The sequence below is a fragment of the Flavobacterium suzhouense genome (genome assembly GCF_042684765.1).
GTDB lineage: Bacteria > Bacteroidota > Bacteroidia > Flavobacteriales > Flavobacteriaceae > Flavobacterium > Flavobacterium suzhouense.
The window spans coordinates 88925-108971 of sequence record NZ_JBHUMD010000001.1 but is presented as its reverse complement, the minus strand read 5'-3'; the positions used below and the strand labels follow the sequence as shown (position 1 = coordinate 108971).

Here is a 20047-nt window from a genome sequence, read left to right as displayed (position 1 = left end):
GCCCTGAATTATAATTCGGGGCTTTTTTTTATCGGGTGGTAAATTGTTGTAATATTAAGCTCACCCCATTATAACGATTCATGGCTTAAAATATTTACACTAACTTTGCGGTAAAATACCACAATATGAAAATTAATACTGCCGAGTTCGTTATCAGCAATTCAGATGTAAGCAAATGTCCAAAAGAACCACTGCCGGAATATGCTTTTATCGGCAGGAGTAACGTTGGCAAATCTTCACTGATAAACATGCTTACAGGCCGAAACAGTCTTGCCAAAACATCAGGAAGACCCGGAAAGACTCAGCTTATCAACCATTTTAAGATCAACGACAACTGGTTCCTCGTCGATTTGCCGGGATATGGTTATGCGCGCGTATCAAAATCTACTAAGCAAACATTCCAATCTTTTATAACTGAATATTTTGAAAAACGCGAACAGTTAGTATGCGCTTTCGTATTGGTAGATGTACGCCATGAAGCTCAGAAAATAGATATTGAATTCATCAACTATCTTGGAACCATAGAAGTTCCGTTCTGCATTATCTTTACTAAGGCCGATAAGATAAGCCGCGGAAAGATCGATCAGCATGTTGCAGCTTACCGCAAAGCTCTTTTGGCAAACAACTGGGAAGAAATGCCGCAATACTTTGTCACTTCCTCTTCAGAAGGAACAGGCCGCGACACCGTACTTAATTATATTGAAGAAGTTAATCAGGGTATTTTTGACAACCAGGGGTTCCTTTAAAACATTTGTAACCGTGAAATCCACATTTATAATCCTACTGGCCGCTAGCTTATTTATATCCTGCCAAAAGGAAACCTCCAACAGCAACGTTAACAAGCTGTTGCTTGAACAGTATAAAGAAGCGGAATACTTTTACCAAACCAATCTTAACGATTACGAGCAATTCATCAGCGGATATATAGCTGAAAACCCCCAGACAGGGTTATTTCAGAGTTATGACAGCATCCGCAAAATTAAAGCTATTGTAGATCGTACCGTTACAGATATTGACAAGACAAAACCTGCTGATAAAAAACAATTGATTACCGAGAGTCGAAATGAAATTGAAAGGCTATCACATTATAAGTTTGAGTTTATCGACCTGAAATCATTGGAAGGACTGGATGACAACCTATACAATCAGGCTATTAAAACAGATCTGCTGAAAGCCAATTACAATATTTTCCTTCAGTACTCGCACGATAAGATGAAGCAATAAACTAAAAACATTATATTTACCAACACCAACCTAATTAATTTTTTAACCGATGAAAAACTGGAGCGAGAAGACCCGGGAACTCTTTTTTTACACAATAATGACCGTTGCATTTTTGATTTTTGCAACGATTGTTTCCATACAATAAAAAAGCGGCTTTAAAAGCCGCTTTTTTATTGTATCTATCGAAAATTATTTCTTTCCGATCTCAAGCTTTTCAGCAAAGTAATCACAAAAATCTTTCATGGTATCGCTCATTTTTTTGTCACCTGTAGCACGCTCAAAAGTATCAGCCATTGATACCAGTGTCTGATGGTAAAACACTTTCATTTCATCAACAGGCATATCTTTTGTCCAAAGGTCGATTCGCATGCTTTCCTGAGCTTTGCTGTCCCAAACTGATAACATTACCGCCTTAGACTCTTCTTTCTCAACACCGCCATCGCGTGCAGTCCAGAACAGTTTTTCAGGAACACGGTTCTCATCTAGTTCAACAATTACTTTTATTTCAGATTTTATAGGGTTCTTAGACATTACTTTTTAGGTTTGTATTTAGAATTATCAAAAATTGTTTTGGCATCCATAGCCAAAAGGTCCTGCAAAGGTACATTTTTATTATTCTCTGCATAAGCTTTAACAATCTGCCAGCCTATCCACTGCCCTATTCTTCCCGGAGACTCATTATCAAGTTCAAGATAGAATTTTGAGAATGGCGCAGGATTAATGAAACGAGCCGGAAGTTTCGGGTCAGAATCATACAACAGCTTTTTATCCACAAAATAGCGCCATATTTCAGTTTCATTTGCTTCAGCCCATGCCAATTGCTCTTTAGTGTAACCTATCCTGTCATTTTCAGGAGTGTCAGGAATAAGCAGGTCTTTAGCATATAACTCCTTGCCCCAGTATATCATCAAAGACAACAATTGTCTGTCACGTGGAGGTGCTACTTTACCATACATAAATGAAGAAGCAATATCAGGCATAATCTGTTCTGGAGTATACTGCTGAATTTCATATTTATTCAGCCCTTCATACAGGTAATTATCTTTGCCTAAATACAGGCTAAGCGGAATAAGAATAACTTCAGGCGTATACACAGCTTTGATATCGGTATCATCACTAATAAGTGTTACAACTTTAGGTGTAGGCAGTTGCGGGTAATAATACTTTACATGCTGAAGAAATGCACCCACCTCATCTTCAAGATGGTTAATATTGCTGAATTTTTTATCAGCCTCTGCCTTAAGCTTTAGCATAAAAGGATCTTTCATCTTATTAAGCCACACAGCATCATCATTCCCTTCAGGAAAAAGATATGGAAATTTTTGTTTTAAAGTTACCAGCCCCTGTGGTCCCGCATCAAAGAATTCCTTATCAAAACGCTCAATCTTTACAGCAGGAACAGGTATTTCGGCAATCTTTTTCTCTGCTTCACTTTCCTTCTTACAACCCGCTAAAACAGCCATAAGCGCAATGACAAAGATATATTTCTTCATTTTTTGTATTTTTATTAGTAATTTCTTATTAAGGTTTTTATAATTTTATCCGCAAATATACAACGCAGTCATTTAATAAAGAAAATTATGCCCATCAAGTCCTCTTTCCAGGCGGAAGCTATAAACAACCATATTGTAAAATGGTTACACCACTATGCAGAAAACGCAGGAGTAAAAGGTTTTGTTGTGGGCATATCGGGTGGAATTGATTCGGCACTTACCTCAACACTTTGTGCACAAACAGGATTACCTACACTTTGCGTAGAGATGCCAATTCATCAGGCAGCAAGTCATGTAAGCCGTGCTCAGGAGCATATAAAGAATCTGAAGGAACGATTTGACAATGTATCTTCTGCAAGAGCAGACCTCACTCCTGTATTCGAAATTTTTAAGGAGCAAACCCCTACAAGCGAAAATCCGTATATACTAGACCTGACTCTCGCTAATACGAGAGCAAGGCTTAGAATGACAACATTATATTATTACGCAGGCCTACATAGTGCATTAGTTGCAGGAACAGGTAATAAAGTAGAAGACTTTGGCGTTGGATTCTTTACAAAGTATGGAGACGGCGGCGTAGACATCAGCCCGATAGCCGATCTTTTAAAGTCTGAAGTAAGGGAACTTGCCAAATACCTGAATGTAACCCAAACTATTATAAACGCCAAACCAACAGACGGGCTTTTTGGCGACGACCGAAGCGACGAAGATCAGCTTGGCGCCAGTTATGACGAGCTTGAATGGGCTATGGAACAGTTGGAAAATGGAAAAAACCACAACGATTTTACCGGAAGGGAAAAAGAGGTTTTTGAAATTTACAAACGACTGAATACCATTAACCAACACAAGATGAAACCTATACCAGTATGTAAAATTCCTCAAAAATTGAAATAAAATTCTTTCATTCACAATTCTTTAAGAATTAAATTATTAAATTTACTATAGTCTAAACCCAAAAATCTAACAATTATGATCAAACTATGCCTCGCGGACAATCACCCCGTAGTGCACTACGGCATGAAATCGTATTTCAGCGATAATCCGCAAATTAGCTTTGCAGGTGTGGTAAACAACCTGGATAACCTTTTGGATACCCTGGGAAAAAAATCAGTAGATGTTGCTGTGATTGACCTGGAACTGGAAGGATTGACCAGCATTAGTTCAGTAAAGTCCCTTGTTAAGGATTTTCCTGACACTAAGGTGATTATCTTCACTAATCTTGCTGAACAGATTTATGCACCAAATGCACTAAAAGCAGGGGTTTCTGCTTATGTACATAAGAGTGCGAAAATGGAAGAGCTTGAGAATGCGATCAAAAAAGTTAACGAAGGTGAAGTAGTATTCAGCGAAGCTGTTAAGAAAAACCTTGCCCTGTTGAACAAAGGAAAAAAATCCGAGCGTTTGTACAGGAAATTGTCTTCAAGGGAAATTGAGGTATTACGTTACCTTAGTGAAGGCAAAAAAAACAAGGAGATCGCAAAACTGCTTGACCTAAATGAGAAAACAATCAGTACGTATAAACTGCGACTGCTAACAAAACTACATGTTACAAACCTTGTAGACCTTGTTAACAAAGCTAAAACGTTAGACATTGTTTAATCACAAAAAACTATCCTCGGAAAACAACATTACACTTACTATAAAGTATTAGTACGGTATTGTTTTGCCAATACCCACCAACCAAATAAAACGCCCCGCTTACTACCGGGGCGTTTTTATTTTATACGTTTAATTTCCTTACTCTTATTCGTCCTAATTTTTCAGATACCTTATTAATAAAAACCTGATTGTCCCTAATCTGTAGCATTATTTCATCATTATCAGCATCAGGCAAAACTTGCGATATAAGACTTGCGATGTATTTATCCATCAATCTCCATCTTAAATCCAGAATTAGCTGATCTACATGCTCAACTATAGTATCAACCTTTAATCTTACGGGTATACTTTGCTTTTCTTCCCAACCACTTAAAAGATATTTCTCATCTTCCATATATAGCTCGGTCGCAAATCCCTGCAAGTCCTGAGAAACATCATTTATTGAAAAAGCCCGCTTTTCCGTCAGCGCATAGGATTTATAAATCAATTCATCATACAATCCTTTAAAGAGCGTATTTGAAAACTCGATTTCGTCTTCAAGAATATTCATGTATATCCTCTCATATACCCTGCACATTTTCTTTTCCTTGACAAGCTTTTCAACTCCAAACTCATCAAATTTTATGTAACTATCCTCAAATTCATCCTCAACGTGCCCATATTTTAAAAGCGCATCAACAATTGCTTTTTCTATACCATCTAACGAATTCACTTCCTCATTCCTATATTGTTCGTCCGGCGGCATCATTTCGTCATCATACACAGGCCTCATTGCGTTCTCGCGCTGCTCTTCCTTCATCTTTTTCCCGGCATCAGCAACATCTTTTTGTACCAGCTGGGCAAGCGTACTGGAAAGTACCTGTTCTGATATATCCATGATGCGTGCGCATTCCTGTATATATATTTCACGTTGTATACGATCAGGTATCTTAGAAATACTTGTAACCATATCCCTTATCAGTCCGGCCTTCTTTACAGGATCGTTCTTCGCTTCGTCCATAAGAAGCCCTGCTTTAAACTGTATAAAGTCTTTAGCATTATCATTCAGATAAGCAACCAGCTCATCATGTGGCGTTTTCTTGGCAAAACTGTCAGGATCTTCGCCATCAGGAAAGGCACACACCTTTACGTTCATTCCTTCCTCAAGAATAAGGTCTATACCCCTGATTGACGCCCTTAATCCTGCGGCATCACCATCAAAAAGAACCGTTATGTTTTTCGTAAGCCTGTTGATCAGCCTTATCTGATCAGGTGTAAGTGCAGTACCCGATGACGCTACTGTATTTTCTATACCTGCCTGATGGAATTGTATTACATCAGTATACCCCTCTACAAGGTAACAGTTATCGAGTTTGGCGATAGCCTGCTTAGCATGGTAAATACCATAAAGCACTTTACTCTTATGATAAATGTCGCTTTCAGGTGAATTGAGGTATTTGGCAGCCTTTTTATCATTACCTAATATCCTGCCTCCAAAACCAAGCACTCGCCCCGACATACTTTGAATAGGAAACATAACCCTACCGCGAAAACGGTCAATATGTCTGCCATCTTCACGCACAATGGTAAAACCTGTCTTATCAAGATATTCAAGCTTGTAAGCTTTACCAAGTGCTTCTTTCGTAAAGGCATCCCATTCTTCTGGAGAATAACCTAATCCGAATTTCTTTATGGTATCACCTGTAAAACCACGCTCCTTAAAATAAGAGTAGCCAATAGCCTGTCCTTCGTCGGTATTTAAAAGGGTATTTTGAAAATATTTTTGAGCAAACTCCGAGACAAGATACATACTCTCCTTCTCATTTGCCTGTTCTTTATCCTGTTCCGTCTGCTCGGTTTCTTCGAGTTCTATATTGTATTTTTTTGCCAGGTATCGAATAGCCTCCGGATAGGTAAAATGCTCATGCTCCATTAAGAAAGCCACGGCATTACCTCCTTTTCCCGAACTAAAATCTTTCCATATCTGCTTTACCGGCGATACCATAAACGAAGGCGACTTTTCGTTACTAAACGGGCTCAAACCTTTAAGGTTAGAACCAGCCCTTTTTAAATTAACAAAATCACCAATAACCTCCTCAACGCGGGCGGTCTCAAAAACGGTATCTATACTGGCTTTGGATATCAAAATGTAACAGGAAAAATTATATGAGTGCCAAAGTTACAAAATAAAAAAGCAGGCTCTTACTCAGCCTGCTTTTCATTACCAAAAAAAAAGAAATACACTACATCTAATGATCACTGATCCTGTTAAAGCATTAAGAATTGGACAGTTCCTTACACTTTTATAACCTTTCACAGTAATCCTAAAAACTTTTTCAAAAATACGCCCAAAGTACCTTTCAAAAAATACCCAACAATGGGTATTTTACTCTTTTCAATGTTAAGAATTGCATTTTTTCACCAAATGGTGACATGTACAATACAAAAAAGGGTGTCGTTTACGCCGACACCCTCCTTTCAAAGTACAAAACTAACCCTTATGTTTAATTGAAGTCAAAACGCAATCCTAAAGAAAAGTTGTTCTGATCAATATCGTTGTTATTAAATACCGGCTGAAGGTCATATTTTGCATACACACTTATATCTCTATAACCTACATAAGCACTTAAACCGTATGCAAAATCATTTACATTAAAATCGCCTTTGGTTTTATCCCTAACCCTGTTACCATTATCATTCTTGTATTTAAGAATCTGCTTCTCTTTTACATTTACACCTGCATATCCTCCAACACCTAGCCTGAAGCCTTTTTGAATCGGATAATATACCTTATCTCCATTCACTTTTTTTGGAGTAAAATCAAATTCCAAATGCATCGGCACAACAAGGTTAACATAACGAAGACGTACCTTATCAAGATTCCTTCCTGAATCTACTAATAATGTCTTATCTCCATCTGTCACGAATATTTTATCATCCTTTGGCCTTAGATTGTTATACTGAAGTGAAAGTCCGTATTTAAAATGTAGCAGATTATTGTTGTCGAATATTCTTGTGTTCCATGCCACACCCCACTCATAGAAATCAGATCTGTCCTCAAAATTCGCGGTATCCACTTTTCCGTCAGTCATCAGGCGGTTTATCCCTAAAGCAAACACAAACTGCGAAGTAGTCCTTTTATAATCATAACGTTGTACAGAAACCTTAGTAGAATCTTCGTCATCATCGCCTCTTTCATAAGTAATAAAAGCTATCTTGTGCTTTTTTCTATCATTGTATGCCACTTTGCCATCTACTTTATCTTTTACCAACTGATCTAGTTTAGCTTGCTCTACTGCTACTTTAGTTTCGATATTTGTAGCACGTTTTTCAGCATATTGCTGCTTTTGTGCTTCAGCCTGCTCTGCTGTTATCTCTTTATTATCAAGCTTAACATTTACCGATTCTACCTCAATTTTAAGCGAATCCTTTTGCTGTTTGGTAATAGTCTCAATGTTTTTAGAGATCTCTTTAGCTCTTTCTTCAAAAGTTGCAGGCTTAGTTTCCTGCCCTAAAACTTTGGTAGCAAGAAGACACAGCAATCCTGCCACATAAAAAGTTATTGTTTTCATGTTGATGATTTTTAATTATTTGTTATTGGTGATTTTATTCGTAATTCCTGTTTGCAACTGCCGAGCGCACTGCTTTAAAATTTTTAGCTGCTCCTATAAGTACCCTGTCTTTAAAACTATCGTCAAGTTCTTCTTCAACAGCCGACAGCAGTGAATTTGGATCTACTTTTACAGTTGATTTCTTTTTAGCTGTTTCAGCAGATGTTGCATCAGCAAGTATTTTATCAGTGTTTTCACGTACTATTATCGGCGACTCTTGTTTCTCATTTGAAACAATTACCTCCTGTGGTAAAATTTGTGTAGCTTTTTCTGTTTTGATTACAGTTTTTGCTGCCTCCGCATTAACCTTTTCACTTTGTTTACGAGGCGACTGGTAAGCAACGGCTTCCTCTGTTCTTACAGGAGCAATAACCACCTCATTCTCTACCGAATCAGACTCGTTTTGAACCTCATTATCATTTACCACTATACTATTATTGGTGTCAATTCCTGAATTTCCCTTTTCCTGGTTTAAGAACAGTACCCCAACCAGAAGGAATACTAAAAAAGCTGCAGCGATATACATCCAGCTTCTGTTTTTTTTCGGTTTTTTATTTTCAGCAACCGAAAGCATCGCATCAAGCCTGTCCCAAGCCATGTCAGAGGGCTGGATAGTCCTTTGCTCCAGCTTCTCCCTAAAATCCTTTTCCATTTTATTCGGTTCCATTTTCGTAATTCTTTAATTTGTTAATCTGATCCTTCAGCATCTTCCTTGCATGCGACAACTGCGATTTCGATGTACCTTCGTTTATCCCGAGCATCTTTGCTATTTCCTGGTGCTTAAACCCCTCAATCGCATAAAGGTTAAACACCATCCGGTAGCCGTCCGGCAAACCATCAATGAGCGATTGTATATCTTCTACCGAAAAATGACTTTCTATATTATTAAAAGTATCTTCTACATAAAACTCATCTTCAAGGAACTTTACTTTTTTCTGCACCCTCAGGTAAGAAATACATTCATTTACCATTATCCTCCTTATCCAGCCTTCAAAACTTCCTTTATTCTCAAAGTTTTTTATATTGGTAAAGACTTTCATAAAGGCCGTTATCATTATATCTTCTGCCTGGTGTACATCTTTTACATACTGCCTGCAAATGCTCAGCATCTTCGGAGCGTGTTTAGAGTAGATCTTTTGCTGTGCGTGACGATTATTCTCCGCCGCCTGTGCAATGGTATCTTTCTCTTCCTGATGTAGGGCAATTACTTTCAAAACGATTGGTTGTTTGGTTTAGCGGTCATTTTTCAATTATTAACCGACTTCTATTAGCATAGACGAGATGTCTTTTAAAATGGTTGCATCAATAGATAAAAATAATTCATTTTTTATAAATATTTTTTTCTGACCACTCAAAATAAAAACATAAAAGCCACTCAATGAGTGGCTTTACTTAAATATTGAACTTAAAATTATATTTTTCTTTCTATAACATAATTTACCATCAGCACTAATGCATCTTTATATATGGATGCCGGATAGTCTGCTAATAATAAAAGAGCCTCTTCCCTAAACTCTGCCATACGCTTTTCAGCATAAGGCAGTCCTTGTTTGTTCTTAACAAAGTCAATAACCTCCTTAACACGTTTTTTGTCTTTGTTATGGTTCTTAACCGAGTTTATTACCCATCGCTTTTCTTCTTTGGTGCAATTATTAAGCGCATAGATAAGCGGAAGTGTCATTTTTTGTTCTTTAATATCTATACCTGTAGGTTTACCTATCGAATCTTCGGTATAATCAAACAGGTCATCTTTAATCTGGAAAGCCATACCTATAAGCTCTCCGAATTTTCGCATCCTTTCGGTATGTACCCCTTCCGGATCTACCGAACAGGCTCCCAAAGAACAACATGCTGCAATTAGTGTGGCCGTTTTTTGACGTATGATCTCATAATATACATCTTCAGTAATATCAAGCCTACGGGCTTTCTCAATCTGAAGTAGCTCTCCCTCACTCATTTCACGCACGGCTACCGATATTATCCTTAGCAAATCAAAATCGCCATTATCGATAGAAAGCAGCAATCCCTTTGAAAGCAGATAGTCTCCAACTAATACCGCAATTTTGTTCTTCCATAATGCATTAATAGAAAAGAATCCCCTGCGCCTGTTGCTGTCATCCACGACATCATCATGCACCAGGGTAGCGGTATGGATAAGCTCAATTACTGATGCTCCCCTGTAGGTGCGTTCGTTTACAGTACCGCCGCTTACCATTTTAGCAGTAAGGAACACAAACATAGGGCGCATCTGCTTCCCTTTACGATTTACTATATAATAGGTGATTCTGTTTAGCAACGCCACTTTAGAAGACATCGACTCATGAAACTTTTTCTCGAAAAGTTCCATTTCCTGAGATATGGGCTGCTTAATTTGCTCGGTAATTTTCATGCCCTCCAAAAATACGTAAAAGCGAGTTAACAGCAAACACTACTTTGCTTCAAAAATTTTAATATTTCTTTAAAAAACACAAACCCCTTTTACCGTTAAAAATAAAGCCAAACATTAAAAAAGCGAAAGCCGACGGTTATACTCCGGCGGCTTCGTTTTTATTAGCCAGCTGCCCACAGGCAGCATCTATATCTTTTCCACGGCTGCGTCGCACTTTTGCAACAATATCGTTTCGTTCTAAAGCCTTTATATAAGCATCTATCACTTCCGGATCTGCCTGCTGAAACTCACCGTCATCAATAGGATTGTATTCAATAAGATTCACTTTACACGGAACATACTTACAGAATTTTACAAGTGCATCAATATCTACTTTTCTGTCATTAATTCCTTTCCATACCACATATTCATAGGTAACACGGCTTTTGGTCTTTTTGTACCAGTACTCCAGTGATTCACGCAAGTCTGCCAGTGGAAAGTTTTCGCTGAAAGGCATAATTCTGGAGCGAACCTCATCGATAGCAGAGTGTAACGAAACAGCCAGCTTAAAACGAACATCATCATCAGCCAGCTTTTTTATCATCTTAGGCAGTCCCGAAGTAGAAACGGTAATACGCTTAGGTGACATACCCAAACCTTCAGGAGAAGTAATCTTATCAATAGCCTTGATAACATTATTATAGTTCATAAGCGGCTCTCCCATACCCATGAATACAATATTAGAAAGCGGCCTGTTATGGTAAAAACGGCTTTCGGCATCAATAGCAGCAACCTGATCAAAAATTTCGTCAGGATTCAGGTTTCGCATACGCTTTAGCCTAGCTGTAGCACAAAAATTGCAATCAAGACTGCACCCTACCTGACTCGACACACAGGCAGTAGTACGTGTTTCTGTAGGGATAAGAACCGACTCAACGACAAGGCCATCATGCAGCCGTACAGCATTCTTTACAGTACCGTCACTGCTTTGCTGCATCTGGTCAACATGAATGTGGTTGATAACAAAATTATCTTCCAGCATCTGCCTGGTGCCTTTGGCAACATTGGTCATATCATCAAAGCTATGGGCATTTTTGCTCCACAGCCACTCATACACCTGGTTACCCCTAAATGCCTTATCGCCATTAGCTACAAAAAAATCGCGCAATTGCTCTTTTGTAAGCGCCCTGATATCTTTCTTCTCCGTTTGCATGCCGCAAAGGTACTAACTATTTAGCAAATATCCGTTTATCAGGATTACACATAAAATACAAACTCCGGATACAAAAAATCCTGCATCCGGAGTTGAATATATTTATTATTCGCTTTATTGCTTTATCAGCTTATAGTTAGCTGTTTTTCCGGTAGCCGTTTCTCTCACATTAAGCATATAAACACCAGCCGTATTTGAGCTGATATCTACATTGCCTGTCTGATTAAGGCTTCCTTTCTTAATTGTCTGTCCCAGCATATTGGTTAATGTATATTCAAGATTATTCTCCGATACAACATTAAAAATACCTGAAGACGGATTCGGATATATTTTCACAGAAGCTTTAAAAGCAAAATCGTCTGCTGCAAGAACGTCAGTAAGCCTGAAATTTACAGTCTCCGAACTACCAAATGCACCCCCTAAATGAATCAGTGTCCCTTCAGGTGTCTCTAACCTGTAAAAACCGGGTCCGTAATCGCAACACATACCATCACCCTCACTATCATAAATGGTAAATGTGTAGCAACCGGCAGTGGTCAGCGTAAAAGTTTGCGAGAAAGATTCAAACTCGCTATAGTTATCACCTTCATACAAAACAACACCTGCTTCATTTTTAAGTTCCCATGATGTTTCTTCAGCAAAATAATCCGTCTGAAGATAAAACTCAACATTTGTTATTGGCATAACGGTCACAATAAAACTGTTAACCACCAAATTATCCGATATATCTTCGTCGTTCTGTCCGTTAGGCATAGTAACTTCAACAGATAGTGTATTCTCACCTGAGGTTCCCTCTAGCACAGGTAACTCAATATCAATTGCTGTATTCACAACAAGGTCCCCTGTCCAGTTTATAACTGCCGGAACATTATTAAACGTATAAGTAATTTGTGCAGAGGTAAGATTTTGCGTTCCTTTATTCACCAGACGTATTACAGGATGAACATCATTATCACAACCTGTCAGACCCAGCTCAGAGACAGAAACTCTTGCATTAACAACATATACCGGTTGTTCAGGATAATAATTAACTGTCATTGCACCAGTATTTGTTGGGTCAAGCCAGTCTTTAAGCCTTGTTGAAGAAGTTGTCCCTGCATCCCACGATTTGCCAAGCCTTCCGTAAACATCGTCTCCTCCATTATCTGTATCTCCATTACAGCCTGAAGTTCCTCCATATAACTGACCAACTATTCTTCCGTCCTGATTGAATAATGGTGATCCCGAAGAACCACCCTGAGTTACTCCCAGATCCCAATCAGCAACTTCCCACATAAATTCACCTCCATCATTATTTAATATTGGCGCGTCAAAATCCCTACAGGCTTTCATAATATCTCCCGCAGGGTGGTGAATTCCAAAAGTTGATTGCGCAGGCGTTTCACTTCTGTCCCAACCTGCCCAAACCAGATCCCATTCTGTCGGCAAAGTAGAGGTAATCTGTAACAAGCAGAAATCACTCTGGGCACGTTTTGCCTTTAACTGAGCGCCACTAACTGTCTGATAATAATTTGGAGCATTATCAGTACTTACAGCACTACCTGCACAAACAGGATTAGGGCTAATCCAGTTAAAACGAAATGACCATTGATTTATAGTCTCGTCAGCACAATGATTAGCCGTTAAAAAATAAGGAGTACCATCATTGCTGGTATTATTTATAAGTGCACCTGTACAAAATGCAGAATTGGCTACAATAATAAGTGCTACAGACTTTTTGTTGATATCTTTAAGTCCGTCAATATCATCCATAAAGCAATTCACATCATAGTTACAATTGCCTGATGTATTAAGTCCATCGCTTGGATCTTTCTGAAATGCACTTAGTGACCTGTAACCATGAACTACTTTAAACACCTCCAGTTTACCCTGACCGGCTACGGCAGCCGGTTCATAATATTCAATCCAGATATCATCTCCTTTTACCAGCCAGGTTCCAAGCTCACGCTTTTCATTGTTCTGCTGCTCATCATAAGCACCAAGCAAATCAGTCCTGTCATTATTATACAGATATACTTTTGCTCCCTTCGGCATGTAAAAGTCACTAAAAAGAAAATTCAGTGTCTGGGCACCTGCTGAAGAGTAGCGTATTCTCCAAACCCGGTCACCATTAGCCAGAGTGCTCCAGTTACCGCTGTTTTGTAAATTATGGTCAACAATAAACTCAAAACCATAGCGCCATGGCTTTCCTTTATCTTTATCCGTTATTTCGTCCTGAGCCTGAAGTTTTGCAAGATCAAAATCCGGCATTCTATAGGCTTCGACAGGCTCGAAACCTTTATTTTTCCAACTGAAGGGCTTTCCTTCATTCGTTACCTGTGCTGAAGCTATGCCAACAAGCATAAGCAACATAAACGTAATTTTTCTCTTCATTCGCTGTATTTAAGGTTGTAAACAGAATATTTAATTGTTACAAATATAACAAAAATGATTATTTGAGTTATTAATACTTTGCAACTTTGAATTCTATAGTATGTCCCGAACTTTCGGTTATTACCAAAGGGTAAACTCCTTCTGCCAATCCTGAAATATCAATGTTGTTATTACCCGGCACTAACTGACCATGCGCTATTAACTGACCTACCATATTGAAAAGAGCAAAGTCGCATACTTTAGGAGAATCAATAGTAACAATCCCTGAAGACGGATTAGGATATACAGAAAATTTAATATCCTTTTGAGGCGCATCTGTTGAAGAACGGTAATTTATGGTCAGGGCGTTGGTATTTTCCGGATCCAGCCAGTCTTTAAGCCTTGTAGCAGAAGTACCTCCCCCATTCCATGAAATATCAAATCGACCATAAATATCATAACCTCCATTATCTGAAGTACCATTGCAACCTGACTCTCCTCCATACAACTGACCAATTATCCTTCCGTTATTGTCAAATAAAGCCGACCCGGAAGATCCTGATTCAGTAACACCCATTTCCCAGTCATTAACCACCCACATAAAAAGCCCATCGCTATTATTTATTGATGGAGCATTATTATCCTTGCTGGCTTTCATAATATCTCCGGAAGGATGATGGATACCAAAAGCAGATGATGGCGGGGTTGTACTCCTGCTCCACCCAGCCCATACCAAATCCCATGCCTCCGGAAGTTGAGAAGTAAGTTTTAGCAGACAAAAATCGCTGGCGGCACTCTTAGCCTTTAACTCAGCACCACTAACAGTCTGATAATAATTGGGAGCGTTGGTAGTACTATTGGTGTTTTCTGCGCATACCGGATTTGGACTTATCCAGTTAAAACGAAATGCCCAGTTAGATACATTTTTCCCTTCAGCGCAATGATTCGCCGTAAGCAAATAAGGCGTACCGTCACTTGACGTAGTATTGATAAGCGTACCTGTACAAAAACTTGAGTTGTTTACTATAATCAGGCCTACCGCTTTTTTATTGATGTCTTTATAACTGTTGATATTACCCATATCACAATCTACATCATAATTGCAGTCACCTGATGCATTGAGATCATCATCCGGCGATTTTTTCATAGTTGCAACAGATCTGTAACCATGAACAATTTTAAAGATTTCCAATTTACCCAGTCCTTTTACAGCAGCCGGTTCATAATATTCTATCCAGATATCATCACCGCTTACCAGCCAGGTACCTAATTCTCTTCGTTCATTATTCTGCGCTGCATCATAAGCCCCAAGCAAATCTGTTCTTTCATCATTGTACAGGTATACTTTTGCCCCTTCAGGCATATAATAATCACTAAAAAGAAAATTCAGGGTTTTAGCCCCTTTGGAGTAATAACGAATTCGCCAAACCCTGTCCCCATTTGGCAACACAGTCCACTTCCCACTATTATTAATATTATTGTCTACTAAAAATTCATAGCCATAGCGCCATGCCTTTTTTTTATCGGCATCATTAATTTTATCTTCTTCCCGGAGTTTAGCAATATCAAAAACAGGCATGATGATTTTATCTATCCTGCTCTTTTGTGTAAATCCCCAGCTAAAGGGTTTACCTTCATTAGTAACCTGACTGTATCCGGCGACAAAAACAAAAATCAATAAAAATGTAGATATACCTTTCATAATTAGCATTTAGCCCAGTAAAAATAACCGTTTAAATGTTAAATTGTTCCGTTTGCAAAACTTTCTGATATAATTTATCCATACCCCGTCATTTATTACCTTTGCTAAAAATCATTTTATGCATTTCATATCGGAAGAACTTGAGGATTATGCTGCTTTTCACAGCGAAAACGAACCTGCTTTACTGGCTGCCCTGAACAGGGAAACCCACCAGAAAATACTTCAGCCACGAATGCTGAGCGGACATTTTCAGGGAAGGGTATTAAGTATGATATCTAAACTTGTAAATCCTAAGCATATACTTGAAATTGGAACTTACACAGGGTATGCTACGCTTTGCCTGGCCGAAGGTTTACAGGAAAACGGAACGCTTGATACCATGGACAATAATGAGGAATTATATGATTTTCAAACAAAGTATTTTGATCTTTCTTCGTGGAAAGACCAAATAACACAGCACCTGGGCAATGCACTTGATATGATACCATCACTAAACAAGAAATTTGACCTTGTTTTTATCGATGCCGATAAAGAGAATTACATCAATTATTTTAATATGATTGTACCTATGATGAACAAAGGTGGCATCATATTATCCGACAATGTATTGTGGAGCGGAAAAGTACTTGAACCTGTAAAAGCAAACGATAAAAGCACAAAAATACTTTTAGAATACAATCAGTTGCTTAAGGAAGACCCGAGAGTCGAAACAGTATTATTACCCATTCGTGATGGGCTCACTGTTAGTAGGGTTATCTAAATTTTCTTTTTGAGGAAAATATTTATCCCTTAAATAAACATATAATTTCAATACAAGCCAGGCGGTAAAGATACCCCACGCATAACCTACCAGAATATCGCCCGGATAATGCAACCCAAGATAAATACGGCTGTAGGCAAATATAAGTGGCCATAAAAAGAAGAAGACCATATATTTGAGATACGGCCTCAAAACTTTATACAGAAAAAAAGCAGCAGCCATAGAATTGGCAGCATGTCCGGAAATGAAACTGAAAGACCTACGGTGCTGAACAGCCCTGATAATACCCGCAATTTCAGGATTATTACCAGGTCTTAACCTTTGGAAACCGTTTTTAAAAAGGTTCGTAGTCTGATCTGTAAAGGCGATAAGTACAGCTATCATTCCTACTACTAACAGCGCGTGACGCCATCCGAGTCTTTTAAAAGTAAGATAAGCAATAATGGCAAAAACCGGAATCCAGTTTTGCTGTTTTGTTATGAATTCCCAAAAAGGGTCAAAAAATTCAGAACCAAAGGAATTCAGGTATACAAATACATCCCTGTCGAGGTTTACCAGCTTATCAAGCATATTATCTGATGCGTTTTATTGGTCCCGACATGTCTTCAATATCCTCTTTCACCTTGTCAATCTCGCCGGTAATATTTTTAGTTATATTATCATTGCCCATATCCTCAAATGATCGTTTGATACCATCAAGGTCGGCACTTTTATGAATCTCGCTTTTTATCTCGTTAGAGGCATTCTTAAGTTGCTGCATACCTTTACCAAGGCCGCGCGCAATTTCCGGAATCTTGTCAGACCCAAACAACATAAGCACCACTATTATGATGAAGAAAATCTCTCCTCCTCCTATTCCAAACATAGCTTCAAAAATTTAATATACAAAGGTATTATAAATTACGTTTTTAATTGGCTTAGGGTTTGCGATTTTACAATTACTAAACCTAATTTAACTTATTTGCTTCCCTTTTTCTCCAACTGATCGAATTTTGAGCCAGATTCCTGCTTTGGCCAGCTATTATTTGAAGTATCAACATCGGCAGTAAGCAATTTAGGATCAAGCATAATTTTAGTAACTTTCTTCTCAGTCGCAAAAACACGTGAAGCCGTTTCGTTGTTCTTTCTCCATATCTGAACCGGGAAGGTATGACTTTCTGTAGTACCATCTTCAAAAGCAAGCTCAACGATTATAGGCATAAGCATATCGCCCGGCTTATTAAAAGTCACTTCATAAAAATATTTCGGAGCTTTTAGCCTTGTTCTTTCTTCCGGCGAAAACTTAGACCCCATATAATCTTCAAGAAGCCTTACATCTTGCACATCAAGGGCTTTTTTATCCCTGTTCTTTAGCTCAGACTCATCGGCGACCATATAAACAAAAGGACCTTTTTCCCTATCGAATCTTCCTTTTTTAATGTTAACATCCTTTAGGCTTTCAGGCTGTTTTTCGGTAACATAATATTGTTTTACTTCCTGTATTCCCATATCTACATAATCTGTAGTATAGAACCAGCCTCTCCAAAACCAGTCAAGATCAACAGCCGAAGCATCTTCCATAGTCCTGAAAAAATCTTCCGGCGTTGGGTGCTTAAACTTCCAGCGGTTAGCATACGTTTTAAAAGCATGATCAAATAGTTCTTTGCCCATAACCACCTCACGAAGCATATTTAGTCCGGTTGCCGGTTTTGCATAAGCATTAGAGCCAAACTGATGTATAGCTTCAGAGTTTGTCATTATAGGCTCCAGGAATTTCTGATCACCACTCATATAGGGCACTATTTTGGCAGCAGGCCCACGCGATGACGGATAGTTAGCATCATACTCCTGCTCTGTAAGATACTGCAGGAAAGTATTAAGCCCTTCGTCCATCCAGGTCCACTGCCTTTCGTCAGAATTCACGATCATCGGGAAGAAATTATGCCCTACCTCATGAATAATAACACTCATATTACCCCATTTGATCCTTTCACTCACAAAACCTTTTTCATCAGGTCTTCCGTAGTTCCAGCATATCATTGGATACTCCATCCCCTGATCTTCAGCAGATACTGATATCGCCTTAGGATAAGGGTAATCAAAAGTATATTTAGAATATGTTTTTAAAGTATGTGCCACCACTTTAGTAGAGGTGTCTCCCCATAGCGGATTAGCTTCTTTAGGGTAAAGCGAAATTGCCATTACGGTTTTCTCCGACAGCTTTACCGCCATTGCATCATAAATAAACTTCCTTGATGTTGAGAAAGCAAAATCCCTGACATTAGTAGCTTTAAATTTCCAGGTTTTCTTTTGCGACGAGAAACCTTTCTCCGCTTTTTCGGCCTCTTCCTGTGTTACAATAACTACAGGCTTATCATAAGTTCTCGTTGCAAGTTCATAACGCTTCAATTGTTCAGGTGTCAGCACTTCTGCCCTGTTTTGAAGCTCACCCGTACCATCCATAATATGATCGGCAGGAACAGTAATATTCACTTCAAAATTACCAAACGGCAATGCAAACTCTCCCGCTCCCCAAAACTGCATATTCTGCCAACCTTCCACATCATTATAAACCGCCATTCTAGGATAGAACTGCGCTATTACATACAGGTTGTTGTTGTCTTTATCAAAATGTTCATAGCCTGAACGGAAACCATAAACACGGTAATTATTTACCGTATACCACCATTTGATAGAAAATGATACTTTCGCTCCCGGTTTCAGTGGTGTTGGCAGGTCGATACGCATCATCGTTTGGTTAATGGTATAATTCAAAGGCTTGCCATTGGCATCCTGAACATACTCAATATTAAATCCTCCGGGGAAGCCTTCTTCAAAATAACGACGCGAAAAAGCATCAGGTTTGTAGGCCTGATCCATTTTCTGGCTCTCTACGAGTTTCGATTTCGAATCTTTTGCCTGTTGGTTCTGATCGAGCTGTACCCAAAGATAATCCAGTGTTTCAGGCGAGTTATTATGATAGGTAATTGTTTCTTTACCTAAAATCTTAGTATTCTTATCATCAAGCTCTATATCCATTTTATAGTCGGCCTGCTGCTGATAATACGCAGGTCCCGGAGCTCCCGATGCAGTACGGAACATATTTGGCGTTGCCAGAAGATCATACATCTGACTGAACTTATTACTGTCCTTATGCCCCGGCTCACGCTTTTGGACATTTTTTTCCTGAGCTGTAATTTGTATTGCCGACAACAACGACAATGTATATAGTAGTTTCTTCATAATCCAGATTTTAGAACCCGAGCACCCCTCCGGTTGTACCATTAGTCAGCAAAAGACTTTTTTTGTTACCACCTACCGTAACATGAATTATATTTTGCTGATCATCAAACACATCCAACAAAACAGTAGTATCAACAGCTAAAGACTTTATAGCTTTTTCAGCCGGAAGTGTATAATAGCATACAAGGATATCATCTTCCGTTTCTTTTCCCAAAAATTTTATCTGTTTTTCTTTACCGTTTATTTTTATGTGCAGTTTTTCCGTTATGTATTTCTTGATGTATTCATCGGTTCCGGCAACTTCAGTTGATGTACCAATGTAAAAGTGCTTCTTGTATTTTTTTACGAAAGCCGTTTCAAGGTCATCGATAAAAATACGCGAAGTCATTTGTATTTCCTTTTTTGCAGGAACATAGTTTAACTGAAATACCGACACATAATACTTATGTGCGCTAACAGCCATCATAACTGTAACGGAAAGTAAAAGGGCAATACTTGCGGCAATTTTTCTCATCGCCCCAAAT

19 protein-coding genes are annotated in these 20047 nt (G+C 38.6%); 5 read left to right on the top strand and 14 right to left on the bottom strand.

Annotation, left to right across the window (positions count from 1 at the left end):
- Positions 1-125: 125 nt before the first annotated feature.
- Positions 126-746, top strand: coding sequence for a ribosome biogenesis GTP-binding protein YihA/YsxC (gene yihA, locus ACFSR3_RS00515; RefSeq protein ID WP_114758566.1), 621 nt, complete (start codon positions 126-128; stop codon positions 744-746).
- Between the two features lie 13 nt (positions 747-759).
- Positions 760-1224 (top strand): hypothetical protein, encoded by a 465-nt coding sequence (locus ACFSR3_RS00510; protein ID WP_379819224.1) that lies wholly within the window; start codon positions 760-762, stop codon positions 1222-1224.
- Positions 1225-1413: 189 nt separating this feature from the next.
- On the opposite strand, the gene gldC is transcribed toward ACFSR3_RS00510, so the two are convergent.
- Both gldC and gldB read right to left on the bottom strand, forming a co-directional pair.
- Positions 1414-1755, bottom strand: a complete 342-nt coding sequence (gldC, locus tag ACFSR3_RS00505; protein ID WP_199509093.1) for a gliding motility protein GldC — start codon at positions 1753-1755, stop codon at positions 1414-1416.
- Positions 1755-2717, bottom strand: a complete 963-nt coding sequence (gldB, locus tag ACFSR3_RS00500; RefSeq protein ID WP_379819223.1) for a gliding motility lipoprotein GldB — start codon at positions 2715-2717, stop codon at positions 1755-1757. Before gldB ends, gldC begins: the two co-directional genes overlap by 1 nt.
- Positions 2718-2804: 87 nt before the next feature.
- On the opposite strand from gldB, the gene nadE reads away from it, so the two are divergent.
- Both nadE and ACFSR3_RS00490 read left to right on the top strand, forming a co-directional pair.
- The gene (gene nadE, locus ACFSR3_RS00495) at positions 2805-3611 is read left to right on the top strand and encodes an NAD(+) synthase (protein WP_379819222.1); all 807 of its coding nucleotides are present in this window, start codon (positions 2805-2807) and stop codon (positions 3609-3611) included.
- A 75-nt stretch (positions 3612-3686) separates the two neighbouring features.
- Positions 3687-4316 (top strand): LuxR C-terminal-related transcriptional regulator, encoded by a 630-nt coding sequence (locus tag ACFSR3_RS00490; RefSeq protein WP_114758570.1) that lies wholly within the window; start codon positions 3687-3689, stop codon positions 4314-4316.
- A 121-nt stretch (positions 4317-4437) separates the two neighbouring features.
- Here the strand turns inward: ACFSR3_RS00490 and dnaG are convergent, their stop codons facing one another.
- The 8 genes from dnaG to ACFSR3_RS00450 all read right to left on the bottom strand — a co-directional run bounded on the left by dnaG (position 4438) and on the right by ACFSR3_RS00450 (position 15541).
- Entirely contained in the window at positions 4438-6441 is a 2004-nt protein-coding gene (gene dnaG, locus ACFSR3_RS00485) for a DNA primase (protein ID WP_379819221.1), read from the bottom strand.
- Positions 6442-6799: 358 nt separating this feature from the next.
- Complete coding sequence (locus ACFSR3_RS00480; RefSeq protein ID WP_379819220.1) at positions 6800-7867, bottom strand: hypothetical protein; 1068 nt, start codon at positions 7865-7867, stop codon at positions 6800-6802.
- 34 nt (positions 7868-7901) lie between these two features.
- A complete protein-coding gene (locus ACFSR3_RS00475; RefSeq protein WP_379819219.1) occupies positions 7902-8573 on the bottom strand; it encodes a hypothetical protein in 672 nt (223 codons plus the stop codon).
- Positions 8560-9120 carry an RNA polymerase sigma factor gene (locus ACFSR3_RS00470; RefSeq protein ID WP_379819218.1) on the bottom strand — a complete coding sequence of 187 codons (561 nt, stop codon included), beginning with the start codon at positions 9118-9120 and terminating at the stop codon, positions 8560-8562. The genes ACFSR3_RS00475 and ACFSR3_RS00470 overlap by 14 nt, the downstream gene beginning before the upstream one ends.
- A 197-nt stretch (positions 9121-9317) precedes the next feature.
- Positions 9318-10295, bottom strand: a complete 978-nt coding sequence (locus ACFSR3_RS00465; protein ID WP_379819217.1) for a polyprenyl synthetase family protein — start codon at positions 10293-10295, stop codon at positions 9318-9320.
- Positions 10296-10431: 136 nt separating this feature from the next.
- Positions 10432-11487 carry a 23S rRNA (adenine(2503)-C(2))-methyltransferase RlmN gene (gene rlmN / locus ACFSR3_RS00460; RefSeq protein ID WP_379819216.1) on the bottom strand — a complete coding sequence of 352 codons (1056 nt, stop codon included), beginning with the start codon at positions 11485-11487 and terminating at the stop codon, positions 10432-10434.
- A gap of 114 nt (positions 11488-11601) precedes the next feature.
- Positions 11602-13860 carry a T9SS type A sorting domain-containing protein gene (locus ACFSR3_RS00455; protein ID WP_379819215.1) on the bottom strand — a complete coding sequence of 753 codons (2259 nt, stop codon included), beginning with the start codon at positions 13858-13860 and terminating at the stop codon, positions 11602-11604.
- A gap of 70 nt (positions 13861-13930) precedes the next feature.
- On the bottom strand, positions 13931-15541 hold the full coding sequence (locus ACFSR3_RS00450) for a T9SS type A sorting domain-containing protein (protein ID WP_379819214.1): 1611 nt from the start codon (positions 15539-15541) through the stop codon (positions 13931-13933).
- Positions 15542-15659: 118 nt separating this feature from the next.
- On the opposite strand from ACFSR3_RS00450, the gene ACFSR3_RS00445 reads away from it, so the two are divergent.
- Positions 15660-16301 carry an O-methyltransferase gene (locus tag ACFSR3_RS00445; RefSeq protein ID WP_379819213.1) on the top strand — a complete coding sequence of 214 codons (642 nt, stop codon included), beginning with the start codon at positions 15660-15662 and terminating at the stop codon, positions 16299-16301.
- Here the strand turns inward: ACFSR3_RS00445 and ACFSR3_RS00440 are convergent.
- The 4 genes from ACFSR3_RS00440 to ACFSR3_RS00425 all read right to left on the bottom strand — a co-directional run bounded on the left by ACFSR3_RS00440 (position 16260) and on the right by ACFSR3_RS00425 (position 20037).
- On the bottom strand, positions 16260-16871 hold the full coding sequence (locus ACFSR3_RS00440) for a phosphatase PAP2 family protein (protein WP_379819212.1): 612 nt from the start codon (positions 16869-16871) through the stop codon (positions 16260-16262). The two genes, ACFSR3_RS00445 and ACFSR3_RS00440, sit on opposite strands and share 42 nt — an antisense overlap.
- Before the next feature lies 1 nt (position 16872).
- On the bottom strand, positions 16873-17166 hold the full coding sequence (locus ACFSR3_RS00435; protein ID WP_169521695.1) for a Sec-independent protein translocase subunit TatA/TatB: 294 nt from the start codon (positions 17164-17166) through the stop codon (positions 16873-16875).
- Positions 17167-17258: 92 nt separating this feature from the next.
- The gene (locus ACFSR3_RS00430; RefSeq protein ID WP_379819211.1) at positions 17259-19523 is read right to left on the bottom strand and encodes a M1 family metallopeptidase; all 2265 of its coding nucleotides are present in this window, start codon (positions 19521-19523) and stop codon (positions 17259-17261) included.
- A gap of 10 nt (positions 19524-19533) precedes the next feature.
- Positions 19534-20037 (bottom strand): DUF6702 family protein, encoded by a 504-nt coding sequence (locus ACFSR3_RS00425; protein WP_379819210.1) that lies wholly within the window; start codon positions 20035-20037, stop codon positions 19534-19536.
- Positions 20038-20047 lie beyond the last annotated feature (10 nt).

What these genes read in the sequence shown, in the direction of transcription:
- yihA (WP_114758566.1), top strand. Translation starts at nt 126, where the DNA reads ATGAAAATTAATACTGCCGAGTTCGTTATCAGCAATTCAGATGTAAGC.
- gldC (WP_199509093.1), bottom strand. Translation starts at nt 1,755, where the DNA reads ATGTCTAAGAACCCTATAAAATCTGAAATAAAAGTAATTGTTGAACTA.
- gldB (WP_379819223.1), bottom strand. Translation starts at nt 2,717, where the DNA reads ATGAAGAAATATATCTTTGTCATTGCGCTTATGGCTGTTTTAGCGGGT.
- nadE (WP_379819222.1), top strand. Translation starts at nt 2,805, where the DNA reads ATGCCCATCAAGTCCTCTTTCCAGGCGGAAGCTATAAACAACCATATT.
- ACFSR3_RS00490 (WP_114758570.1), top strand. Translation starts at nt 3,687, where the DNA reads ATGATCAAACTATGCCTCGCGGACAATCACCCCGTAGTGCACTACGGC.
- ACFSR3_RS00480 (WP_379819220.1), bottom strand. Translation starts at nt 7,867, where the DNA reads ATGAAAACAATAACTTTTTATGTGGCAGGATTGCTGTGTCTTCTTGCT.
- ACFSR3_RS00475 (WP_379819219.1), bottom strand. Translation starts at nt 8,573, where the DNA reads ATGGAACCGAATAAAATGGAAAAGGATTTTAGGGAGAAGCTGGAGCAA.
- ACFSR3_RS00465 (WP_379819217.1), bottom strand. Translation starts at nt 10,295, where the DNA reads ATGAAAATTACCGAGCAAATTAAGCAGCCCATATCTCAGGAAATGGAA.
- rlmN (WP_379819216.1), bottom strand. Translation starts at nt 11,487, where the DNA reads ATGCAAACGGAGAAGAAAGATATCAGGGCGCTTACAAAAGAGCAATTG.
- ACFSR3_RS00455 (WP_379819215.1), bottom strand. Translation starts at nt 13,860, where the DNA reads ATGAAGAGAAAAATTACGTTTATGTTGCTTATGCTTGTTGGCATAGCT.
- ACFSR3_RS00450 (WP_379819214.1), bottom strand. Translation starts at nt 15,541, where the DNA reads ATGAAAGGTATATCTACATTTTTATTGATTTTTGTTTTTGTCGCCGGA.
- ACFSR3_RS00445 (WP_379819213.1), top strand. Translation starts at nt 15,660, where the DNA reads ATGCATTTCATATCGGAAGAACTTGAGGATTATGCTGCTTTTCACAGC.
- ACFSR3_RS00440 (WP_379819212.1), bottom strand. Translation starts at nt 16,871, where the DNA reads ATGCTTGATAAGCTGGTAAACCTCGACAGGGATGTATTTGTATACCTG.
- ACFSR3_RS00435 (WP_169521695.1), bottom strand. Translation starts at nt 17,166, where the DNA reads ATGTTTGGAATAGGAGGAGGAGAGATTTTCTTCATCATAATAGTGGTG.
- ACFSR3_RS00430 (WP_379819211.1), bottom strand. Translation starts at nt 19,523, where the DNA reads ATGAAGAAACTACTATATACATTGTCGTTGTTGTCGGCAATACAAATT.
- ACFSR3_RS00425 (WP_379819210.1), bottom strand. Translation starts at nt 20,037, where the DNA reads ATGAGAAAAATTGCCGCAAGTATTGCCCTTTTACTTTCCGTTACAGTT.